Here is an 18,837-nt window from a genome sequence, read left to right on the forward strand (position 1 = left end):
ACACAGACGCGCCGTCTCAGTCTCCATGCAGGCGCACCTCACGTGAGTCGTAAATGTTTGTGGGGACTATATAAATGATCACCTGCATAAAATCAAGACCATTGCGACCCCCGGCCAGAGGCCTGCCACAAAGATGTTATCCCACCGTATACATTGCGTTTCCACCCCACCCCAAACCCTTGCTGATACGTTCTTTCCCAAGAAACATGACAAGGAAATAACTCACTGCCCCCTCACCCGGGTTTGAAACAGGCAAAAAAAAAGCCGCCCCGTTTTTGGGGCGGCATAAACTATGGCGGGGCTAAAACGGCGATCAGGACGACGGCACGGGCCGTACCGTCAGGACCGCGCCCCCCGGAACCTTGAGATAGGTTCGGGCCAGGGCCTGGAGCTCGGCTGCGGTTACGGCAGCATAGTCCTCCAGAATATCCCGGGGCCAGACCAGTTTTTCAGGATACCTCGAGGAGTCCTGCATGACGCTGTTGAGCCAGTACCCGTTGGTACGCCGGTAGTCGGCGATACGGTTCACCACGGGGTCCACCACACGCCGGAGTTCATCTTCGCTGGCCGGTGCCGCGCGGAGGCCGTCGGCGATCTCTTTCACCGCCGCGATGACCTCGTCCACCTGCCCGGGGCTCACGGTAATGACGGCACGGAGGGTACCATACTCCGGGTAGGCCCTGCTGGACCGGTTCCAGGCCCTGGGGGAGTAGGCCGCCCCCAGGTTTTCCCGAACGGTCTCACGCAGGCGCTCGGAGAAGAGGGACCCCAGGATGGAGAGACGGCGCACCGTGTGGATATCGCCCATGCCCGTGGTGGGCCAGGCCACCGTAACCACGGCTTTGTCGATGGAGCTCTCCACGGAGAGATCAAGGCGCTTTCCCTCGGGAAAGGCAAGGTCGTGGTCCGGGGCAGGCTGCGCGGCCTTGCGGGGAAGCGATCCAAGCCACTGCCCGCACAGAGAAATCACCTCCTCGATGTCCATGTCCCCCACCACGGAGAGCTCCAGGGGCGCCCCTTGCAGGTCGGGCATGACAAAGCCTTTGACAGCCTCCAGATCGATGCCCTCAAGGGAGGTCCCCGGGTACCCGAAACGGGCTGTATCTCCGGTGAGAAAGGCCTCAACCTGCTTCTGGAGCACGCCGTCCACGGTGCGATCCATCTCTTCAAGCCCCTGGGTATAGCGCTGGGTCGAAAGGTGGTAGGCCTCCTCTTTGAGGCGGGTGTCGGTGAGCTGGGTAAAAAGCACCTGGAACATGAGCTCCAGCTCCCCGGGGATGGTACGGCCCGAAAGGCCGAACCCGTCCTGCCCCGCGCCATAGTGGTAGGTGGTGTTGGTACCGGCCATGGCCCGGGCTGTCTCGTCACGGCCCAGGCGTCCCAGTCCGCTCTCGTTGACCACCATCTCGGAAACCGAGGCCAGGCCGGGAACAAGGTCCGGGGCCCCTTTGACACCCTGCCCGAATCGCAGGGAGTACAGCACCTCCCTGGCCTTGAAATCCGTCTGCTTCAGATTCAGGACCAGGCCGTTTTCAAACGTGACCACGGTGATCCCGAGGTCGTCGTGATCCACCCGCGAAGCGACTTTGCCCGGGGTTTCAGGTACCGGAAGGTAGGGGAACGCCGCCGCCGTCCTGGCCGGGGGCGGGGTGGCCGCCACAAGACCGCTCTTCTTATAAGCGGCAAGAAGGACGGCTTCTGGGCCTTTGTCACCGGCCTCCAGGCAGAGGTTGCCCTCCACCATCACAAGGCGATGGGAGGGGTTCCACACCTCTTTGAGAACGGTGTGCAGCTCGTCTGCCGTTACCGCGTCCACCACAGGCTCGAACAGGCGGCGCGCATCCCCGGGGGAGACAACCACCTTCTCCGTGGTGTAGCTCCGGATCAAAAGGGAAGCCAGGGCCCTGCTGTCCCGCGTGGAGGCCTTCTCCTCTGCCTGCAGGAGGGCATTTTTCATCTCCTTTTTGACCCTTGCCACCTCATCGGGTGCAAACCCGAAGGCCAGGGCACTGCGCAGGGTATGGTCGATGACGGCAAGACTTTCCTCCCAATTCTCTGCATCACAATCCGCCGCCACAATGCCGTAGCGCACATGGCGCAGATAGGTTCCGGCCCCTGCTCCGGCCGAGGTAAAGGGGGTACCGGGCTTTCCGATACGCTCCTCCAGCCGGTTGTCAAGGATCCGGCTCGCCATGTCAAAGAGCATCTGCTCCCGTCGGACGGCAAAGGAATCGGGCTGCCGCGCCACATGGCTCAGCACCTGAAGGGTCACAGAGGTACTCCCCGCCTCGGGGTTGTAGGCATAAAACGCCTTGGTCCCCACATGAGCAAATGATCCTTCGTCGGGAATCTCCCCTTCCGGGGCACGGGCTTCAAGGGAGGAAAAGCGGTCCCGGATCAGCGCCGTCACTTCGGCGGGGTCCACGTCTCCCACCACCACCACGGCCATGTTGTCCGGACGGTACCAGGTGTCGTAGTAACTCCTCAAAAGAGCCGAGTCCGCGCCCTTGATGACCGACTCCAGGCCAATGGGGTGCCGCTCGTTGATCCGCATGCCCGGCAACGCAAAGGCCAGGTTCTTCACAAAGCTGCGGTAGGATTCGGAGTCCCGGTCTCTCTTCTCGGCCAGGATCACCCCGCGCTCCCGGTCCACCTCGGACTCCAGGAGCAGGGCCCCGCCCGCATAGTCGCGCATGACCAGAAGCCCTTCGGCCAGGCTCTTGGTGTCGCCCGCGGGCAGCACCACGTCATAGACGGTTTCGTAAAAGCCGGTATGGGCGTTGGCATCGCCGCCAAAGCGCATGCCGATGCGCTGAAAGTATTTGATGAGCTCACCCGGGGGGAAGTGCTCGGAGCCGTTGAACAGCATGTGTTCCAGGAAGTGGGCCACGCCCCGCTGGGCTTCGGTCTCGACCATGGAACCCGATTTAACGGCCAGGTGCATGCTGACCCGGTCCTTGGGCTCCGTGTTCTTCATCACGAGATAGGTCATCCCGTTATCGAGGACCCCTTCCACCACGGCCGGGTCTTTGGGAAGGCGCGGTTCCGGAACGGTGGTCGTGCCGACGTCCCGTCGGGCACACGCAGCGGTGACAACCAGCATCACGGCCAGCAGGCCGTAAAGGACACGTTGAAACGATTTTCCTGTCATGGTTTCTCCCTCAAATAAATAAAAAAGGCCGGTTGGACGTCATGACGTTCTTCCCGGCCTCGCTATCATCGATTGTGCATGTGGTCACCGAACAAAGGCAAACCAGATGTACCCGACAAAGATCCCCGCCCACATCACGGCAGCGAGGTACCCGAAATAGTTGATGGGTTTTTTGGCCAGGCCGTATCGGTCCACCGTCCCCACGCGCTTGTGGCAGCTCGGGCAGGTCTCTGCAGCCAGCGACAGGCTGGTAAAACAATACGGGCACCTTTTGGACGGGAACACCCGTTTGGCTTTTGCTTTTCCCATGCACCATCTCCTGCTGAGTGGTTGTCGTGAGGGTCGTCTGGTCTTCTGGTCGATGGGCGACAGGCTTGAATATGCATCGGCGACCGGCTTTTCTCTCCGGACCCCGTGCGGGATCATGGCGGTATCGCGCAAGCCTTATTTGGTCAGCGCATACAGTTATGTATGCTACCATAAAAAAAACCTGCCGGGCAAGCCAATGAAGCGTTTCCGGCAGGTTTCTCGTCTCTTCGGGCCAGGGGTCAGGCCCCGGGCTCGTCCCCGGACGTCAGGAAGCCCGACACCCAGGGCCGCTTATTCGTCGTCGGCCGTGGCGAAACGGGGATCCCGCTTGATCTCCGCGGCGTTTCGCAACTCCTCAACCCACTTGGACAGCACATCGCTGCGCTTGCGATTGAGAAGCTCGGTTTTCAGGGCTTCCGATGCCTCGGGGTACCCGTCCAGGCCGGGAATCTTCTTCTCTTTGAGGGCCACCACATAGTAGCCTCCGTTGCCGCTGATCACCTCACCGGCAACCGGCTCTTCGGCGTTGAGGCCAAAGGCCGCTTCAATCACCTTGCGGTCCAGGGTATCGGCCCCTTTGCCATCCCGGGTAAACAGGGGAGACTCTGTGACCTTGGTCCCTTCGGGGAAGTCCTTGCCTTCCTTGAGGAGGGCCAGGAGGGCCGCAGCCTCGGACTCGGCTTTCTTGGCCTTGGCCTGGGACAGGGCATCGGCCTGTACAGCCTCTTTTACGGCGGTGAGCTCAGGCACAACGGACTCTTTCTTCTCCATGAGCTGAACGATGTAGTAGGTGCCGTTGTATTCCAGGATATCGCTGACCCCGCCGACCTCCAGGTCGAAGGCGTCTTTGGCGATACGCATGCGATCCACGCCGGGAACGGACTCGGGACCTTTCCAGCGGGTAAAAAATGCGCTTTCGGTTACCGGAAGCTCGGCGGTCTCGCCTGCCTCTTTGAGGTTGTCGCTGCCCAGGACCATGTCAAAGGCATTTTCCGACGCAGCGTAGGCGTCGGCTTCGGCCTGCTCATCCACAAGGCCCTGGCGGATTTCGTCGGACACCTCGGCCAGGCTCTTTTCCGTGGCGGGGTTTTTCTTCTCCAGCTTGATCACGTGCCAGCCGAACTGGGTCCGGACCGGCTCGCTGATCTCCCCTTCGGTCATGGCAAAGGCCTTGTCGGCAAAGGGCTTCACCATGGAGCTGTGGTCAAAGGCGCCCAGGCGCCCGCCGTCCTTGGCCGAAGGCCCTTCGGACAAGGCCTTGGCCAGTTCGGCAAAATCCGCGCCCTCGGCCGTGGCCTTGGCGTACACCTCATCGGCCCGCTTCCGGGCCGCAGCCTCTTCCTCGTCCGTGGCCTCATCGGCCACCTTGATGAGGATATGGCTCGCCTCCACGGTCTCAGGGGTCTGGTACCGGGCCAGGTTGGCCTCGTAGGCCTCTGATATTTCCTCGTCGGAGACACTCACCCGGGTGCGGAAGTCATCGCGGCTGAACCGCATAAAGGAGATCTTGGCCTCGGGGTCGGTTTTGTATCGCTCTCCATTTTCCGCAAAATAGGTCGTGACATAGTCATCGTCCACGGTGACATCCGCATAGGTGGCCGGATCAAACAGGGCGTAGCGGACCGAGGCTTCGGTGTTCTTGTATTTGTAGAGTTCCTGAACTTCGCCGTCCGTTACCTGCACGCCGCTTTCCACCATGCTTCGCAGCTTGGAGATGAGCATGGCCTTTCTCTGCTGTGCTTCAAACTGGGGAACGGTGAGCCCGTTCTGGCGAAGGAGAGCCTCATAAAGCGCCATGTCAAAGACGCCGTCCCGCTGAAAGTAGGGCAGCTCCGTGATGGCCTTCTCAAGCTCCTTGTCGGTCACCTGAAGCTTCAGGCGCTCGGCCTCCTGGGTCATCAGCTCACTGGTAATGAGGCTCTCCAGGGCCTGCTCACGGAGCCGGAACATTTTGATCATCTCCTGGCTCAGGTTTCCGCCCAGCTGACGCCGGTACCCTTCCACCAGTTCATTGTAGGCCAGTCGGTAATCGTCCCAGCTGATAACGGCCTTGTTCACCTCTGCAACAATGGAGTTGCCGCTGTTGCGGTCCGGTCCGAGTCCAAGAAAAATAAATACCAGGACAATAACGCCCAGCAGTATCTTGATTATCCAGGAGCCGGCATTGTCACGCATCATTTGTAGCATCAATATACCTCTGTACCCTTATTGTCGTCGTTGGTTTCGGGGGCTGGAACGGATGGGCGGCACCATCTGGTAAGGCAGTTGCTTGCGCATCACGACAGGATAGCCGAATGCGGTGAATCATCACCGCCCGGCGGCCGCAGCAAACGAGTGCCGCCACCTCATTTTCCCACGCCCATACGGGTTCATACCCTTATATTAAAAAACTCGAATACCTTTACCATCCCTTGTTTTGAGAGTACAGAATTTATTTTAAGCCCCCCGGGGCGCCCCGGTATTTCAAATGGGTCCGGGGCCCTATCGTCTCCGGGCATGCCGGAAGCGCAAAAAGAGTCATTTTTTTCATTGACACCCGTGCGGTGATGGTCTAAATACTCTCTCGTTTGTTGCGAGCGATTCTTTAAACGCACCAAGCACACACCGTGGGGCTGTAGCTCAGCTGGGAGAGCGCATGACTGGCAGTCATGAGGTCAGGGGTTCGATCCCCCTCAGCTCCACCATAAAAGATTTCAAAGGCCTGTCGATTCCATCGACAGGCCTTTTTTTGTTCCCCCCTTCCTTTTGGCCCGGTTGACCGGCAGTCACCGTCGGCGTTATACTGTTCCACCCGACACACCTTTATTAAGGCCACACCGGAACCCCCGGCACCCGCGCCTTAATCTTCAGCAAAAAGCACAGGAGACCCCATGGGCACCTTGAAAATCGCACACACCAACTTCACTGTTTTCGATCTTGACAAAAGCCTCGCCTTCTACACCGAGGCCCTGGACTTTGAGATCGTCCGCCGCCATAAGGCCGAAGACGGCAGCTTTGTCCTCGTCTACCTGGGAGACGGCACCGGCGGTCACCAGCTTGAGCTCACCTGGCTCAAAGAGCGAACAGAGCCCTACAACCTCGGCGACAACGAAATCCACCTGGCCGTCACCACCGATGCCTACGACGCCTGGCATGCCCGCCACAAGGAGATGGGCCTGAACCTCTGGGAGAACGAGGCCATGGGCATCTACTTTGTGGAAGACCCCGACGGGTACTGGATCGAAGTGGTCCCCGAAAAGATGATGAAGTAACATTTCTATTTATTACATTTTGAAGGAAGGGTATCGCCATGCAGTTCAGCACGACCGACACACGTATCGGATGGATCGGAACCGGGGTCATGGGGCAGTGGATGTGCCGCCACCTCATGGACCACGGCTTTCAAGCCACCGTCACCAACCGCACCAAAGCCAAGGCCCAGCCCCTCATGGACCTGGGGGCCCAGTGGAAAGAGACCCCCGAGGAGGTGGCGGCCGCCTCGGACGTGATCTTCACCATCGTGGGATTTCCCAAGGATGTGGAAGAGGTCTACCTCGGAGAATCCGGCATCCTCAAGGGCGCGCGACCCGGCACCGTGGTGGTGGACATGACCACCACCTCCCCGAGTCTTGCCCAGACCATTTATAAAGAGGCCGCATCCAAAGATGTCCAGGCCGTGGACGCCCCGGTCTCCGGCGGGGACGTGGGCGCCCGCAACGCCGCCCTCTCCATCATGGTAGGAGGCGACCACGACACCGTAAAAGCACTGACCCCGCTGTTCGAGATCATGGGCAAGCAAATGGTCCACCAGGGCCCCGCCGGATCCGGCCAGCACACCAAGATGTGCAACCAGATCGTCATCGCCGGCACCATGATCGGCATGTGCGAATCCCTGCTCTACGGAGAAAAGGCCGGGCTCGACCTTGAGGTCATGCTCTCGAGCATCACGGGCGGTGCCGCCGCCTGCTGGTCCCTGGACAACCTGGCACCCCGGATCCTCAAAGGGGAGTTCGACACCGGATTTTTCGTGGAGCACTTTGTCAAGGACATGGGCATCGCCCTGGAGGAGGCCCGGCGGATGAACCTGGCCCTGCCCGGCCTCGCCCTGGTCAATCAGCTCTACCAGGCCGTCATGGCCCATGGGGGCTCGCGCATGGGCACCCAGGCCCTCATGCGCGCCCTGAAGCAGCTCAACAACGCCACCTGACAACACCCCCGCTCGGGGCGGCCCCGGCAGCCCCGAGCCCTGCAACACGCCCCGTTTATTTACCTTTCCCCCCATCCGGCCCCTCTGATATACTTTTCTCACACAGCAACACACCTCAGCGCCCGGCACGCACCGGGCAGCCCCTTCAACCCCCACATGGACGGATGCATGAAAAGAGGCCTCTGGCTTGCAGCCCTGCTGATGACCTGCCTGGCCACACGGCAAACAGGCATCGCAGCAACGGATGTGGTCGTGTATTGCGACGACAACTACCCACCCTACAGCTACGCGGTGGAGGGGCAGGCCAAGGGCATCTACCCCGCCATCCTCGAGCAGGCCTTCCAGCGCATGGAGGGGTACCGCGTCACCATCCTGCCCATCCCCTGGAAACGGGGCCTTCACGACATCGAAAGCGGCAAGGTGTTCGCCATCTGCCCACCCTACTTCAGGCCCCGAGCGCGACCGTACATGTGGCCCTACTCCACACCCATCCTCCAGGAAAAAGTGGTGCTTCTCTGCCGGGACGAGATCCTGCAGAGCGCCCCAAGACGCACCTGGCCCGAGGACTTCCGCGGCCTTACCATCGGCAGCAACGACGGCTTCCTCTTAGGGGGCGAGGCCTTCTTCCGTGAAGTTGAAAAAAACAACATCCGTATCGATGAAGCCAGAAGCAACCGCATCAATCTCCTGAAACTTGGCATCAAGCGAACAGACTGCTACATCAACGACCGCCTCGCCATCCTCTGGGAACTCAACAAACTCAAAAAAGAGGGCCTCTACGACGAAGGAGGAACCCACGCCCTGTTAAGGGAGGCCCTTGTCATCAACACCGAGTGGGGCCACCTGGGGTTCACCAACCGGGATTACGGGCGATTTCACTTCAAGGAGGACTTCATCCTCAAGTTCAACGCCGTCATCAAGGACATGCAGAAAAAAGGAGAAATCCGGCGCATCATGACCCAGGCAATGACCGCCCCGGAGTAATCCTCAGCCCGCTCCACACCGTCATATCCTCCACCCACCCTTTCCGGGACATAATTTTCCGCCCGGACACTTCATGAGAAAACAATCAGCCCCAAACACCAAGATTGATCGTGCAACCGGCCAGACAGAAAGATTGCGATATTTAAAAAAGATGCAACATGTAACCCACCGTTTTGGGTATAATTTCCTCACCCGCCAGACAAGCCTGCCCCACCCATCGCCTTCATTATCGGAGCGTTGAGGTAAACCACTGCATATGCAGCCATGATGCCCCGGATAAGGGCGCACTCAACCCGGGAAATATCCGGGCAGGCAACATCACCTCAAGAGTAAAAAATCACTCCTGTACCAATATCTCATCCTTCCCTACTATTTACTCGTTACTGACCCGTCTTCGCGGGGCAGATTGCCACCGGGCGAACCTCCCTCACTGCCATGAGAGAACCGCCGGTAAGGCCCCGCCTTTTCAGGTCGTTCTTTACTTACCTACCAAAAGGAGTTTTGTACCATGAAAGACAAGAGTCACCCCCCGGCCATCGTCACGGGAAAGCTGTCTGAAGCGCTAAAGGAATCAGCCATTGAGGTATTTCTAAGCGGGTTCGGGCAAAAAATCGACCATCTCATGCTTAAACCCCGAAGCCGGGCCCAGGCCCTGAGGATCTATCGCGACGGCGCAGACTTCTCTTCGGGGATCTATGCCGTCAGCCGGGGACGCGTCACAGGCATGCTGGGCTTTCACTACCAAAACCAGAAATTCATCAACCTGAACCTTGCCACCCTGAACCGGGAGTTCGGATTCTTCGGGGGCGTCACGCGAAAACTCAGCGGCTCCGTGTTCAAGGACATCCACCCCTTGAGCCACGACGAGGTCAGGGTGCAGGTCATCGCTGTGGACAACGCCTTCCGGGGAACCGGGGTGGGCCACCGCCTCCTTGAAACCCTGTTTGCCTTCGGCAGGACCCGCGGCCTCTCCGGCGTTCGCCTGGAAGTCGTTGACACCAACCCCGGGGCCAAAAAGCTCTACGAGGAGCTCGGGTTTGCCGACTGCGGCACCCTGCCTTACGGCCCCATCGCCGCCAAAGCCGGGTTCTCATCACAGTTTCGCATGAAAAAGCACCTGTGATACGCCCCGCCCTTCCCACCCCAAAATCCCACAATAGTCAAACCGCCACAACATCCCATGCGACAAGCATGCATATACAGGCGAAACGTAACAATCGCAAAAAGACAAGGAACACACGACCTATGGAAAACTACAAGAAATTCGGTTCATTCACCATGGCTTACTCCATCAAGAAAGATCCCCAGTTCTCCCATTTCCCCCACGAAAAAGGCTCCATCGCCTACCAGGACAAATTCGGCGTTCGCATCTTTGTGGGCGACCCTTTCTGCCACCCATGCGATGCGGCGGCAGTAATCAACGCCTTTGTCAAGGAGAGCCGCCTGCTTCGCCGCCCCCTGGTGGGCATGCAGTGCAGCCTGGAGACCGCACGACACTTCAGCAACCACGGCTTTGACGCCACCCACATGGGGGTTGAGACCCTCATCCTCAACGACTGGTCCATCAAAGGGAAAAACGTGGGACGTCGAATCCGCAAGGCCCAGAAAAGAGGCCTCGTGATCTCCGAAGCCCGGTGGGACTCCGACCCCACCCTGGCTCAGCAGGCCATGGATATCTCCGAGGCATGGCGCCGGACGCGCAAAACAAAGACACCCCTGAACCTGCTTCTCCGCGAGCCCACCTTCCGTGATGAACCGGATGAACGCACCTTCTTTGCACGGCTGGACGGCACCCTCGTGGGATACGTCACCTTTGAGGCGATGTACGACCAGAACCGTAAGATCGGGTGGTATGCCAACATCAACCGCCGGGACGACAGCCGCAACATCGCCATCTTCGATGCCATTGTGGACGAGGCCCTGGGCACCTTCAAAGCCGAACCGAGGTTCCGCGTGCTCTCCCTGGGCCTGGCGCCCATGGCCGGAAGACACAACGAACACGGGTTCTCAAATCGGCTGGTGGAGCGGGTCTCGGACCTCAGCTACCACTACGGAAACGACGGGTACAACTACAAGGGAATCTTCCAGTCCAAAAAAGGCTACTGGCCCAAGTCCTTTGAGAGCAACCCGAACCAGGTGGAAGTCCGGGACACTTACTGCATCACCAAGGGCTCCATTCCCCTGGACCCCGTGGCAAAGGCGTTCATGGGGGTCGGCATTCTCCCCGAAGGCCTGGCCCACACAGCCTGGTTTGCCACCCGCATGACCGTTGCCGGCATGTGGCGTGAGTTCCGAAAAACCAGCCACTCCAACCTGGTGACATTCTGGAAAGGCCTCACCGCCTCCCTCTGATGTGTCACCGCGTAACCGGCTCCGGGGAGAGGCTCCTCCCCGGGGCCATCCTCACCCGGGGGCATTGCCCCCGGGCCCTCCCGGCCAGCCCGAGATCCCTTTTCCCACTCGGATAAATCCCATTGGCATATGCCTTGCTACCTGTTTAGCGATAAATGGATGGCTCACAGCCCGGAGCCGGCCGGCCCACCAATGAGACACCCCACCCTCATCAGCCCCGGCCCACCGGCCTGAGGTTCCGTTTTTACAGGTCCATATGGTCCCCACAGCCCGTCACGGACCGGCGGGCCACGTCTTCCCTGCCCGGCATCATGCCGCAGGAAGATCGCTGCGACGTTCGAAGAATTGCGAAGTGAGGTAATAAAAATGCGAAGCGAAACGACAGGCCAGGACACTCTCTCCATCATCGACAAAGGCCGCAGAGGCAAGGGCCTCACCAAAGGCGACGCACTGACGCTGCTCCACGAGATCCCCACCCGGGGTGAGGCATTCACAACCCTTCTGGAGGCAGCAGACAGCCTCTCGCGCCGCCAGTTCGGGAACATGGGCGAGGTGCACGGACAGATCGGCCTTAACGGAGAACGGTGCAGCAACGACTGCCAGTTCTGCATGTTCAGCGACACCTGGAGCTCCCTTGACACCCCGTTTTGCTTAGGCAAAGAGGAGGTCCTGGCCCACGCAGCAGCCCTTGACGCACAGAACGTGGGGTCCATTTCCCTGATGTCCACCGCCGATTACGACTTCGATCTCTTCCTCTCCATGGGTGCCCTGGTCCGCAAAGAGCTCAACGGGCGGGTCCCCCTCTTTGCCAACTGGGGAGACCTGGACCCGGATCAGGCCCGGGCCGTAAAAAAAACCGGTTTTACCTTCTACTACCACGCCCTGAGGCTCGGAGAAGGGGTGGTAACCCTCATCGATCCGTACAAGCGCATGCAGACCATTGAAAACGCCCACCGGGCCGGCCTGCTGGTGGGCTCCTGCCTGGAACCCATCGGCCCGGAGCACAGCTACGAGGAGATCGCCGACCTCCTGGACCTCATGCGCACCCTCAAGGTCTCCTGGATGGCCACCATGAAACGCATCCCCATATGCGGCAGCCCCCTTGAGCCATACGGCCAGATTTCCGATGAGGAGTTTGCCCGAATCACCGCCGTGACCCGCCTCTTTTTCGGCAACACCATCTTCACCCTGGCCGCCCACGAGCCTTCCCCCCTCTGCCTCAGGGCAGGTGCCAACTTTCTGGTGGCGGAGCGGGGAACCAACCCCCGGGACATGGACTCCCGAACCGAGACAGGAAGGGCCTGGGATGCCCCGGCCTGCCGTGACATGCTCAAGGAGGCGGGCTACGACGTCCACACAGGCCTGGTAAACCGGCGCTACCTGGCCATGAGCTTCAAAAACAGATATTTCGGGCACGCGGGACGTCTGATGAAAAATTGGCTGAACCCGTAACCGAAAGGGCTCCCACCCACTGCGGATGCCTCCCTTGTCTCCACCCGCGATTTCCGACCCCCGCTGGCCGTTCCACTGGCAGGCACACCCTGCCTGCACGGGGGTCTCGTAGGAAGCAATAAGACACAAACAAAGTTGGTTCAAGTATAGTAATAGAGCATACATCAAGGATTCAGCCCCTTACGCGGCGAAGAAATGCCACCTGCGCCATCACCACCAGAAGCACTTCGCACTATTTTTGTTATTTTGAAGATTTTACCTTGACAGAATTAACACCTGCAAAATAATATCCCCATACTACATTAAATATTGTAAGATTCGCCTGAACCAAGATTTTGAATTGCGCCCTGCAATCATGAATGAAGCCTCCTGACATTTCGGAACCACATACATTTTACGCAAGCAATAAATCCTCAATTGACGTCACAAGCACATAGTCAATATGCCGCAGGATTTATCGGCAGGGATGCTGCCGAATCCCGACACCGCCGCATCGCCAGGACACCCCGCGAGGGTGGGACGATCGGTGCCTGTACGGGAAAAAACCAGCCTTTTGTTTTACCAGTCGTACAATAAATAACCACCGGCGACAGCAAATCGCATGATCACGAACCGGTGTGTTGACGAGCAACATCGCCATGCCCGCCCCTTGCAATCCAGGCAAAGGAGGCAGCGTTTTGTGGCAACGGACTCGTAATATTCGATAATTCCAGAACATTAACCAAACCATCTATACCCAGAGATGCCAGTAACAGCTCCCGGTCCCTTGCCTGCGGCATGGGACCGGGGATCCACCTGCACCCCGGACGCGCCGTTTTCCAGGCCGTGCCGGATCTTCAACAGTTCAAGCCCCCCGGCTTTACAGCGGGATAACCTTTAATCTGCAATAAACACGAAGGGGACATGAATGATGAAAGAGACAACAAAACACAATGCGACAGCCTCAACCCTTGGGATCAAACTGCTGGACTCGACCTTGCGCGACGGCTCCTACGCGGTTGATTTCCAGTTTGACAAGGCCTTTGTCGTTGGCCTGGCAAAACGGCTCAACGCCCTGTCCGTCGACCTGGTGGAAGTGGCCCACGGCATTGGTTTTGAAGCGGAAAGGGCCGGGTACACAGAGAGCAACATCAGCCTCACCGAGTGGTGCGACATCGCCAACGAAAATTTCAGCACCTCGAAATGGGGAATGTTTGCTCAGCCCGGGTTCAGCCGCCTCTCCACACTAAAATGGCTGTGCAGCGAAGGGATGTCCTTTGTGCGGGTGGGCCTGGAAGCCTACCGGGTGGAAGAGAACCTGGATTACCTGGAACACGCCTTGACCCATTGCGATGACGTCTACCTGAATCTCATGAAGTCGAGTGTGGTCTCCCCGGACAAGATCGGCAATTTCCTCCGCAATGTGCCCTCGGAGATCGCAGGGGTCTATATCGTGGACTCCTACGGCACCATGCTGCCCGAAGATGTTGAGAACTACGTCCGAGCCGTCCGGGAAACCTTCCCCGTGGTTGGCTTTCACGGGCACGACAACCTGGGCATGGCCAATGCCAACAGCCTTGCCGCCATCTCTGCGGGGGCGTCCGTCGTCGACGGCACCCTGTACGGCATCGGCCGGGGGAGCGGCAACGCGGCCATCGAGTCGCTGGCGGGCATCCTGTCCAACATGGGAAGGGGTGACTACGACTACCGCGAATTCGCGAAGCTTGCCGAAATGTGCAACCAGGAAATGAAGGTCATCCCCGGAAGCCACTACCTCCAGGTCCTGGGCGGTGTCATCGGCTTGCACACCAGCCTCTTTCCGGTGATCGAAAAGGTGTGTTCCGAGCAGAAGATTGATGAGATGGCCGTCATGAAAGAGGCCCTGAACGTAGCCACTTACGACCCCAAGGAATCAGACATCTACAAGGCCTCTGAGATCGTTTCCCAGAAAATGTGCGCATAGGAAAGTGAGACCGACCCAGAGCCGGTTCGAAAGGAAAAAAGAGTGAAGCTATCTCGTTTGAAGCAAGGAGACATTGAGAAAACCCACGCCTGCAACGGCGACGGCAGGTGGGTGTGCCTGCCCGAGGAATTCCAGTCCTTCCGCCTGGTGGAGCTTCTGGCCGACAAGCCAAGGGAAGCCATTGAGGGCCTCCTGGAGGCACAGACGACGGCAGATGTGTCGGCAAGCCGCCTGGACACGGCGGCCCCGGTTGCAGGGGACGGCGGGGATATCTGGGGGGCAGGGCTCAATTACCGGGGACACGCCAAAGACCTGGACGCCGCCCAGCCGGTTTCGGGGCCAGGCTCCTACCTGAGGCCCTCCGGGTGCCTCATCGCAAACGGCGGGGCCATTGAGCTGCCCCAGCAGAGCAAGCGCGTCACCGCCGAAGGAGAGCTGGGCCTTGTCATCGGGACCCGCTGCAAGAATGTGCGCCGCGAGAACTGGCGGGATGCGGTGGCGGCCGTGACAACGGTCCTGGACATGACCGCCGAGGACGTCATCCGCGAAAACCCCCGCTACATCCCCTGGGCCAAGGGCTTTGACACCTTCTGCAGCATCGGGCCGGCCCTGGTCTCCATGGACACCTTTGCACCGGGAGAACTGGAAACCCTGCGCGTGTCCACCGTCCGAAACGGGGAGACCATCGCCTCGGCACAGGTGTCGGAGATGCGATACGACCTGGGTTTTCTGGTGGAGTATTTCTCAGCGGGCCGCACCCTCCTGCCCGGCACGGTGATCTGTACCGGCACCCCTGGGGCGGCGGCAATTAAGGCTGGCGACAGGGTGGAGGCTTTGGTGGAGAAGGTCGGGCACCTCTCCCATCATGTGAAATAGACCGCTCGACGGGCAATAGACCGCCCGCCGGGCGATCGTAAGACGAAATGGAACGGTATGCATCGAATCAACATGGATAAGACCAACGCCAGAGACGACATGTCCATTACGGAGATGATCGGTGAGAGCGCCCGTATCCAGCCGGACGCCACGGCCATTAAAACCCCGTTGGCATCCCTGACATACGGAGACCTCGACAAAAAGACAAGGGAGCTGGCCTCACGCGTGGAGCAGATAACGCTTCCCGGTGAATTTGTCGGCATTGAAGGGCGGCGGGATGCCGCAACCATTGTGGCGATGGCAGGGCTGTTACGGGCCCGTCGGCCCTTTGTGGTCATGGACCCGCGGGACAGCGAAGCTTCCAACCGCAGCAAGGTGTCCCGCCTTCGGATCAACAGGGTGGCCCGGGGCACCGCCACCGCCGGAGAGGTTGAGCTTGTGCCACCCCCTGCCCCCTGGGCAGGTGACGGCCCGGCCCCGCGCGAGCCCCACCCGGACCTTGGTGATGGGTACGGTGACCTTGCCTATGCCATCCACACATCGGGCTCCACCGGGGAGCCGAAATGTGTGGTCGTGCCTGCGGAGCCGCTGGCTTGCGTAATCAGGGGCCACATCCACCGGCTGGATGTGGGGCCCGGCAGCCGGACGCTTCAGTTTGCAAAGCTCACCTTCGACGGATGCCTCACCGAGATCTTCTGGACCCTCTGCGCCGGAGCCTGCCTTGTGGTGGTGGACGAAAGCGAGCTGGCACCCGGTGCGATCCTGCAAAACACCTTGGAGCACCATGCCATCACCCACCTGAAAACAACGCCCTTCGCCCTGACGGCCACATGGCCCACACCGGCCATGCACCTGCGCCACGTCGTCAACGGCGGCGGAGCCTGCAGGCCTGCCGTGGTGGAAAAGTGGGCGCGCGTAACAGACTTCCACAACGCGTACGGATGCACGGAGTCGACCATCTGCAACCTCCTTAGCGGCCCCCTGAGCCCCGACGCATGCCGCGACGGAGCCCCGTTGGGTGATGTGGTGGGGGACTGCGACGTCAAGGTGGCCCGGCAGCAGGCCGACCCCACGGAAGAGCCTTCTCCGGATTGTCGGGGAGAGCTTGTCATCACCGGCAAAAGCGTGGCCGTCGGCTACCTTGCCGAAGAGGGGCTGCAGCGCTTCCTCGACCCGGAAGGCCACCGGGTGTACCGCACCGGCGACATCGTCACGGTGCGAAACGGCCAGTTTTACTTTGTCGAGAGAAACGACCGCCAGGTCAAGGTGCGGGGCTACCGCATCGACCCCGGAGAGGTGGAAGGTGTGGCCTGCGGCCTGGACACCATCGTCGAGGCGGTGGTCCTTGCCGAGTCCCACGCAGGGGAAGAGGACGCAGGGGACGACGCCCTTGTCTGCTACTACCAGGGCATGGCCGAACCCCGCATGCTGCGAAAGCATCTGGAGAAAAACCTCAACCCGTACAAAGTGCCGTCGGTTTTCAAACGCCTGGAGGCCATGCCCTACACGCGCAACGGCAAGGTGGACCGCCACGCCCTCCAGGCCGCCCGCCACCAGGTCTTTGAGGAGGCCACCGCCGTCGAGGCCCAGATCCTCTCACTGGTGCGAAGCCTCACCGGCCTTGAAGACGCCAACCGGGACGACAACTTTTTCGACATCGGCGGGGATTCGGCCTCCACCATCATCCTGCTGGCCAAGCTCAAAGAGCTGGGATGGACCGACGTGGGCGTGCGGGACGTGCTTCGGGCCGAAACACTCGGCGACCTGGTGGATGCCTTTCCCGAAAAGGAGGTGGAACGCTTATGTGCGGTATAAGCGGAACCTTTGCCCCGGACGGTGGGCTGGACCGCAGCCTCTGCGTGGCCATGCACAACCGGCTGACCCACCGGGGACCGGACGAGGCCTACTCCCTGAACACGGCGTCCCTGTCGGCAAAGCTCGCCAGACTCGGGATGATCGGCCTGCAAAACGGCTGGCAGCCCGTGGAAGAAGCCAGCGGCCGCTTCGTGGCCCTGACAAACGGGGAGATCTACAACGCCGACAGCCTGTTCCGGGAGCTGGGCATCCCCCGGCCCAGCGGCAACGGGGTGGATGTGGCCATCCTTCCGGAGCTGGTGGCCCGCTACGGCATCGATGGCCTGGAGAAAATCGACGGGCAATTTGCCTCGGTGATCCACGACCGCCTGGAAAACGCCGTCTACCTGGCCCGGGACCGCTTCGGCATCTGCCCGCTGTTCTACACCACAGCGGGGCACGGAACCCACTTCTGCTCGGAGCTGAAACCCCTTGTGCAGGCCGTACCCGGCTCGTGGCGCCTCGATTATGCCGCCGTGGACCAGTACTTCTCCCTGGGCAATATCGTGGCGCCCAGGACCCTTGTGGCAGAGGTCTCTGCCGTGGAGCCGGGGTGTGCCGTCAAGATAAGCGAAGACGGCCGCAAGACCCTGCGCTACTGGCGCTACGGCACCTTCACACCAACGAAGGGGCCCGTGGATGCGGAAGCGATCCGCCAGGGCGTCCGGGAGTCCATCGCCGTACGCCTTCACTCCGATGTGGAGATCGGGTCCTACCTCAGCGGGGGGTTCGATTCCACGGCGATCCTCATGGACGCGGCCTCCTTGTCCAAGGGCCCCATGCGCTCCTTTTCCGTGACATTCGACGACCCGCGCCTGGACGAAGGACGCTACCAACGCTCTGTGGCGGCGGCCGCAGGCAGCGTCCACGAAGAGGTGCAGTGCGCCCCCAAAGACATTGCCGCCCGCTTCGAAAAGATGGTTCGCCACTGCTGCTTTCCCCAGCGAGAGACCTACAACGTCTCAGCCATGATGCTCTCGGAACGGGTGCACAAGGCTGGGATCAAAGGCGTGGTGTCGGGTGAAGGGGCCGATGAGCTCTTCTTCGGCTACGACTCCTACGCCTTTGACAGCGTCCGGCGCCGCCCGCCCAAAGCCAGTGCCCGCAACGAGCAGGCATGGGGCCGGGCGGATTTCAGCTGGGAGGTGGACTTAGACCGTGTGGAGGGCCGCCGCCGTGCCTTCCTGTCCGACCATGCGCGCCAGGAGATTGTGGGCCGGGAGTTCTGGCGCAACCGCCTGATCCCCTATTCGGAAACGGAGCTCACCGGGCTCTCCCCCATGCAGTTGCGCTCCATCGCCGATGTCTATGTCCAGCTCGGCGGGCACCTGCTGGGCGATCATGGAGACGCCATGGTCATGGCCAACTCCATCGAAGGGCGCTACCCCTTCCTCGGAAACTCGGTGGTCTCCCTGGCCCTCCAGGTGCCCGACGACGAAAAAGTCGTGAACTTCGAGGGCAAGACCTGCCTGAAAAAAGCCTATCGCGACACCGTCCCGGACCAGGTCATGAACCGTGCCAAACACGGCTTCACGGCCTATGACCTCAAATCCATCGTCGACCACCAGCTCTGGCAGGACTGGCAGGAGATGGTGGCCTCTGTGGAAGCCCTGAACCCGGAATGCATGGCCGGACCATCCCCTGAAACCGTCAACGAGAAATGGGATTTTCGCCTGGGCGCCATCAGCCTCGCCATGATCGTCGACGAGCTGGAACTGAGGTGCTGAAAAG

The 18,837-nt window shown here is 60.3% G+C and carries 13 protein-coding genes and 1 tRNA gene; 11 read left to right on the forward strand and 3 right to left on the reverse strand.

Annotated elements, in window-relative coordinates:
* Window positions 1–313: 313 nt before the first annotated feature.
* The 3 genes from ACOYW0_RS07210 to ACOYW0_RS07220 all read right to left on the reverse strand — a co-directional run bounded on the left by ACOYW0_RS07210 (window position 314) and on the right by ACOYW0_RS07220 (window position 5,638).
* Entirely contained in the window at window positions 314–3,151 is a 2,838-nt protein-coding gene (locus ACOYW0_RS07210; RefSeq protein WP_482417854.1) for a M16 family metallopeptidase, read from the reverse strand.
* 84 nt (window positions 3,152–3,235) lie between these two features.
* Entirely contained in the window at window positions 3,236–3,460 is a 225-nt protein-coding gene (locus ACOYW0_RS07215; protein WP_482417855.1) for a hypothetical protein, read from the reverse strand.
* A 291-nt stretch (window positions 3,461–3,751) separates the two neighbouring features.
* Entirely contained in the window at window positions 3,752–5,638 is a 1,887-nt protein-coding gene (locus ACOYW0_RS07220) for a peptidylprolyl isomerase (RefSeq protein ID WP_482417856.1), read from the reverse strand.
* 430 nt (window positions 5,639–6,068) lie between these two features.
* On the opposite strand from ACOYW0_RS07220, the gene ACOYW0_RS07225 reads away from it, so the two are divergent.
* From ACOYW0_RS07225 to asnB, 11 genes are all read left to right on the forward strand, one after another.
* Window positions 6,069–6,144, forward strand: a tRNA-Ala gene (locus ACOYW0_RS07225).
* Between the two features lie 186 nt (window positions 6,145–6,330).
* The gene (locus ACOYW0_RS07230) at window positions 6,331–6,711 is read left to right on the forward strand and encodes a VOC family protein (protein WP_482417857.1); all 381 of its coding nucleotides are present in this window, start codon (window positions 6,331–6,333) and stop codon (window positions 6,709–6,711) included.
* A 38-nt stretch (window positions 6,712–6,749) separates the two neighbouring features.
* Window positions 6,750–7,646, forward strand: a complete 897-nt coding sequence (locus tag ACOYW0_RS07235; RefSeq protein WP_482417858.1) for an NAD(P)-dependent oxidoreductase — start codon at window positions 6,750–6,752, stop codon at window positions 7,644–7,646.
* Between the two features lie 168 nt (window positions 7,647–7,814).
* Window positions 7,815–8,630 carry a substrate-binding periplasmic protein gene (locus tag ACOYW0_RS07240; RefSeq protein WP_482417859.1) on the forward strand — a complete coding sequence of 272 codons (816 nt, stop codon included), beginning with the start codon at window positions 7,815–7,817 and terminating at the stop codon, window positions 8,628–8,630.
* Between the two features lie 508 nt (window positions 8,631–9,138).
* Complete coding sequence (locus ACOYW0_RS07245; protein WP_482417860.1) at window positions 9,139–9,753, forward strand: GNAT family N-acetyltransferase; 615 nt, start codon at window positions 9,139–9,141, stop codon at window positions 9,751–9,753.
* Window positions 9,754–9,875: 122 nt separating this feature from the next.
* Window positions 9,876–10,982 (forward strand): DUF2156 domain-containing protein, encoded by a 1,107-nt coding sequence (locus tag ACOYW0_RS07250; RefSeq protein ID WP_482417861.1) that lies wholly within the window; start codon window positions 9,876–9,878, stop codon window positions 10,980–10,982.
* A 366-nt stretch (window positions 10,983–11,348) separates the two neighbouring features.
* On the forward strand, window positions 11,349–12,434 hold the full coding sequence (locus tag ACOYW0_RS07255; protein WP_482417862.1) for a radical SAM protein: 1,086 nt from the start codon (window positions 11,349–11,351) through the stop codon (window positions 12,432–12,434).
* 907 nt (window positions 12,435–13,341) lie between these two features.
* Window positions 13,342–14,376, forward strand: a complete 1,035-nt coding sequence (locus tag ACOYW0_RS07260; protein ID WP_482417863.1) for a beta/alpha barrel domain-containing protein — start codon at window positions 13,342–13,344, stop codon at window positions 14,374–14,376.
* 42 nt (window positions 14,377–14,418) lie between these two features.
* A complete protein-coding gene (locus tag ACOYW0_RS07265) occupies window positions 14,419–15,252 on the forward strand; it encodes a fumarylacetoacetate hydrolase family protein (RefSeq protein ID WP_482417864.1) in 834 nt (277 codons plus the stop codon).
* A gap of 57 nt (window positions 15,253–15,309) precedes the next feature.
* Window positions 15,310–17,067, forward strand: a complete 1,758-nt coding sequence (locus ACOYW0_RS07270; protein WP_482417865.1) for a non-ribosomal peptide synthetase — start codon at window positions 15,310–15,312, stop codon at window positions 17,065–17,067.
* Window positions 17,055–18,833, forward strand: coding sequence for an asparagine synthase (glutamine-hydrolyzing) (gene asnB / locus ACOYW0_RS07275; RefSeq protein WP_482417866.1), 1,779 nt, complete (start codon window positions 17,055–17,057; stop codon window positions 18,831–18,833). The genes ACOYW0_RS07270 and asnB overlap by 13 nt, the downstream gene beginning before the upstream one ends.
* The last annotated feature ends 4 nt before the right edge of the window (window positions 18,834–18,837 follow it).

It is taken from the genome of Desulfoluna sp. HI9BLuna (assembly GCF_056829775.1).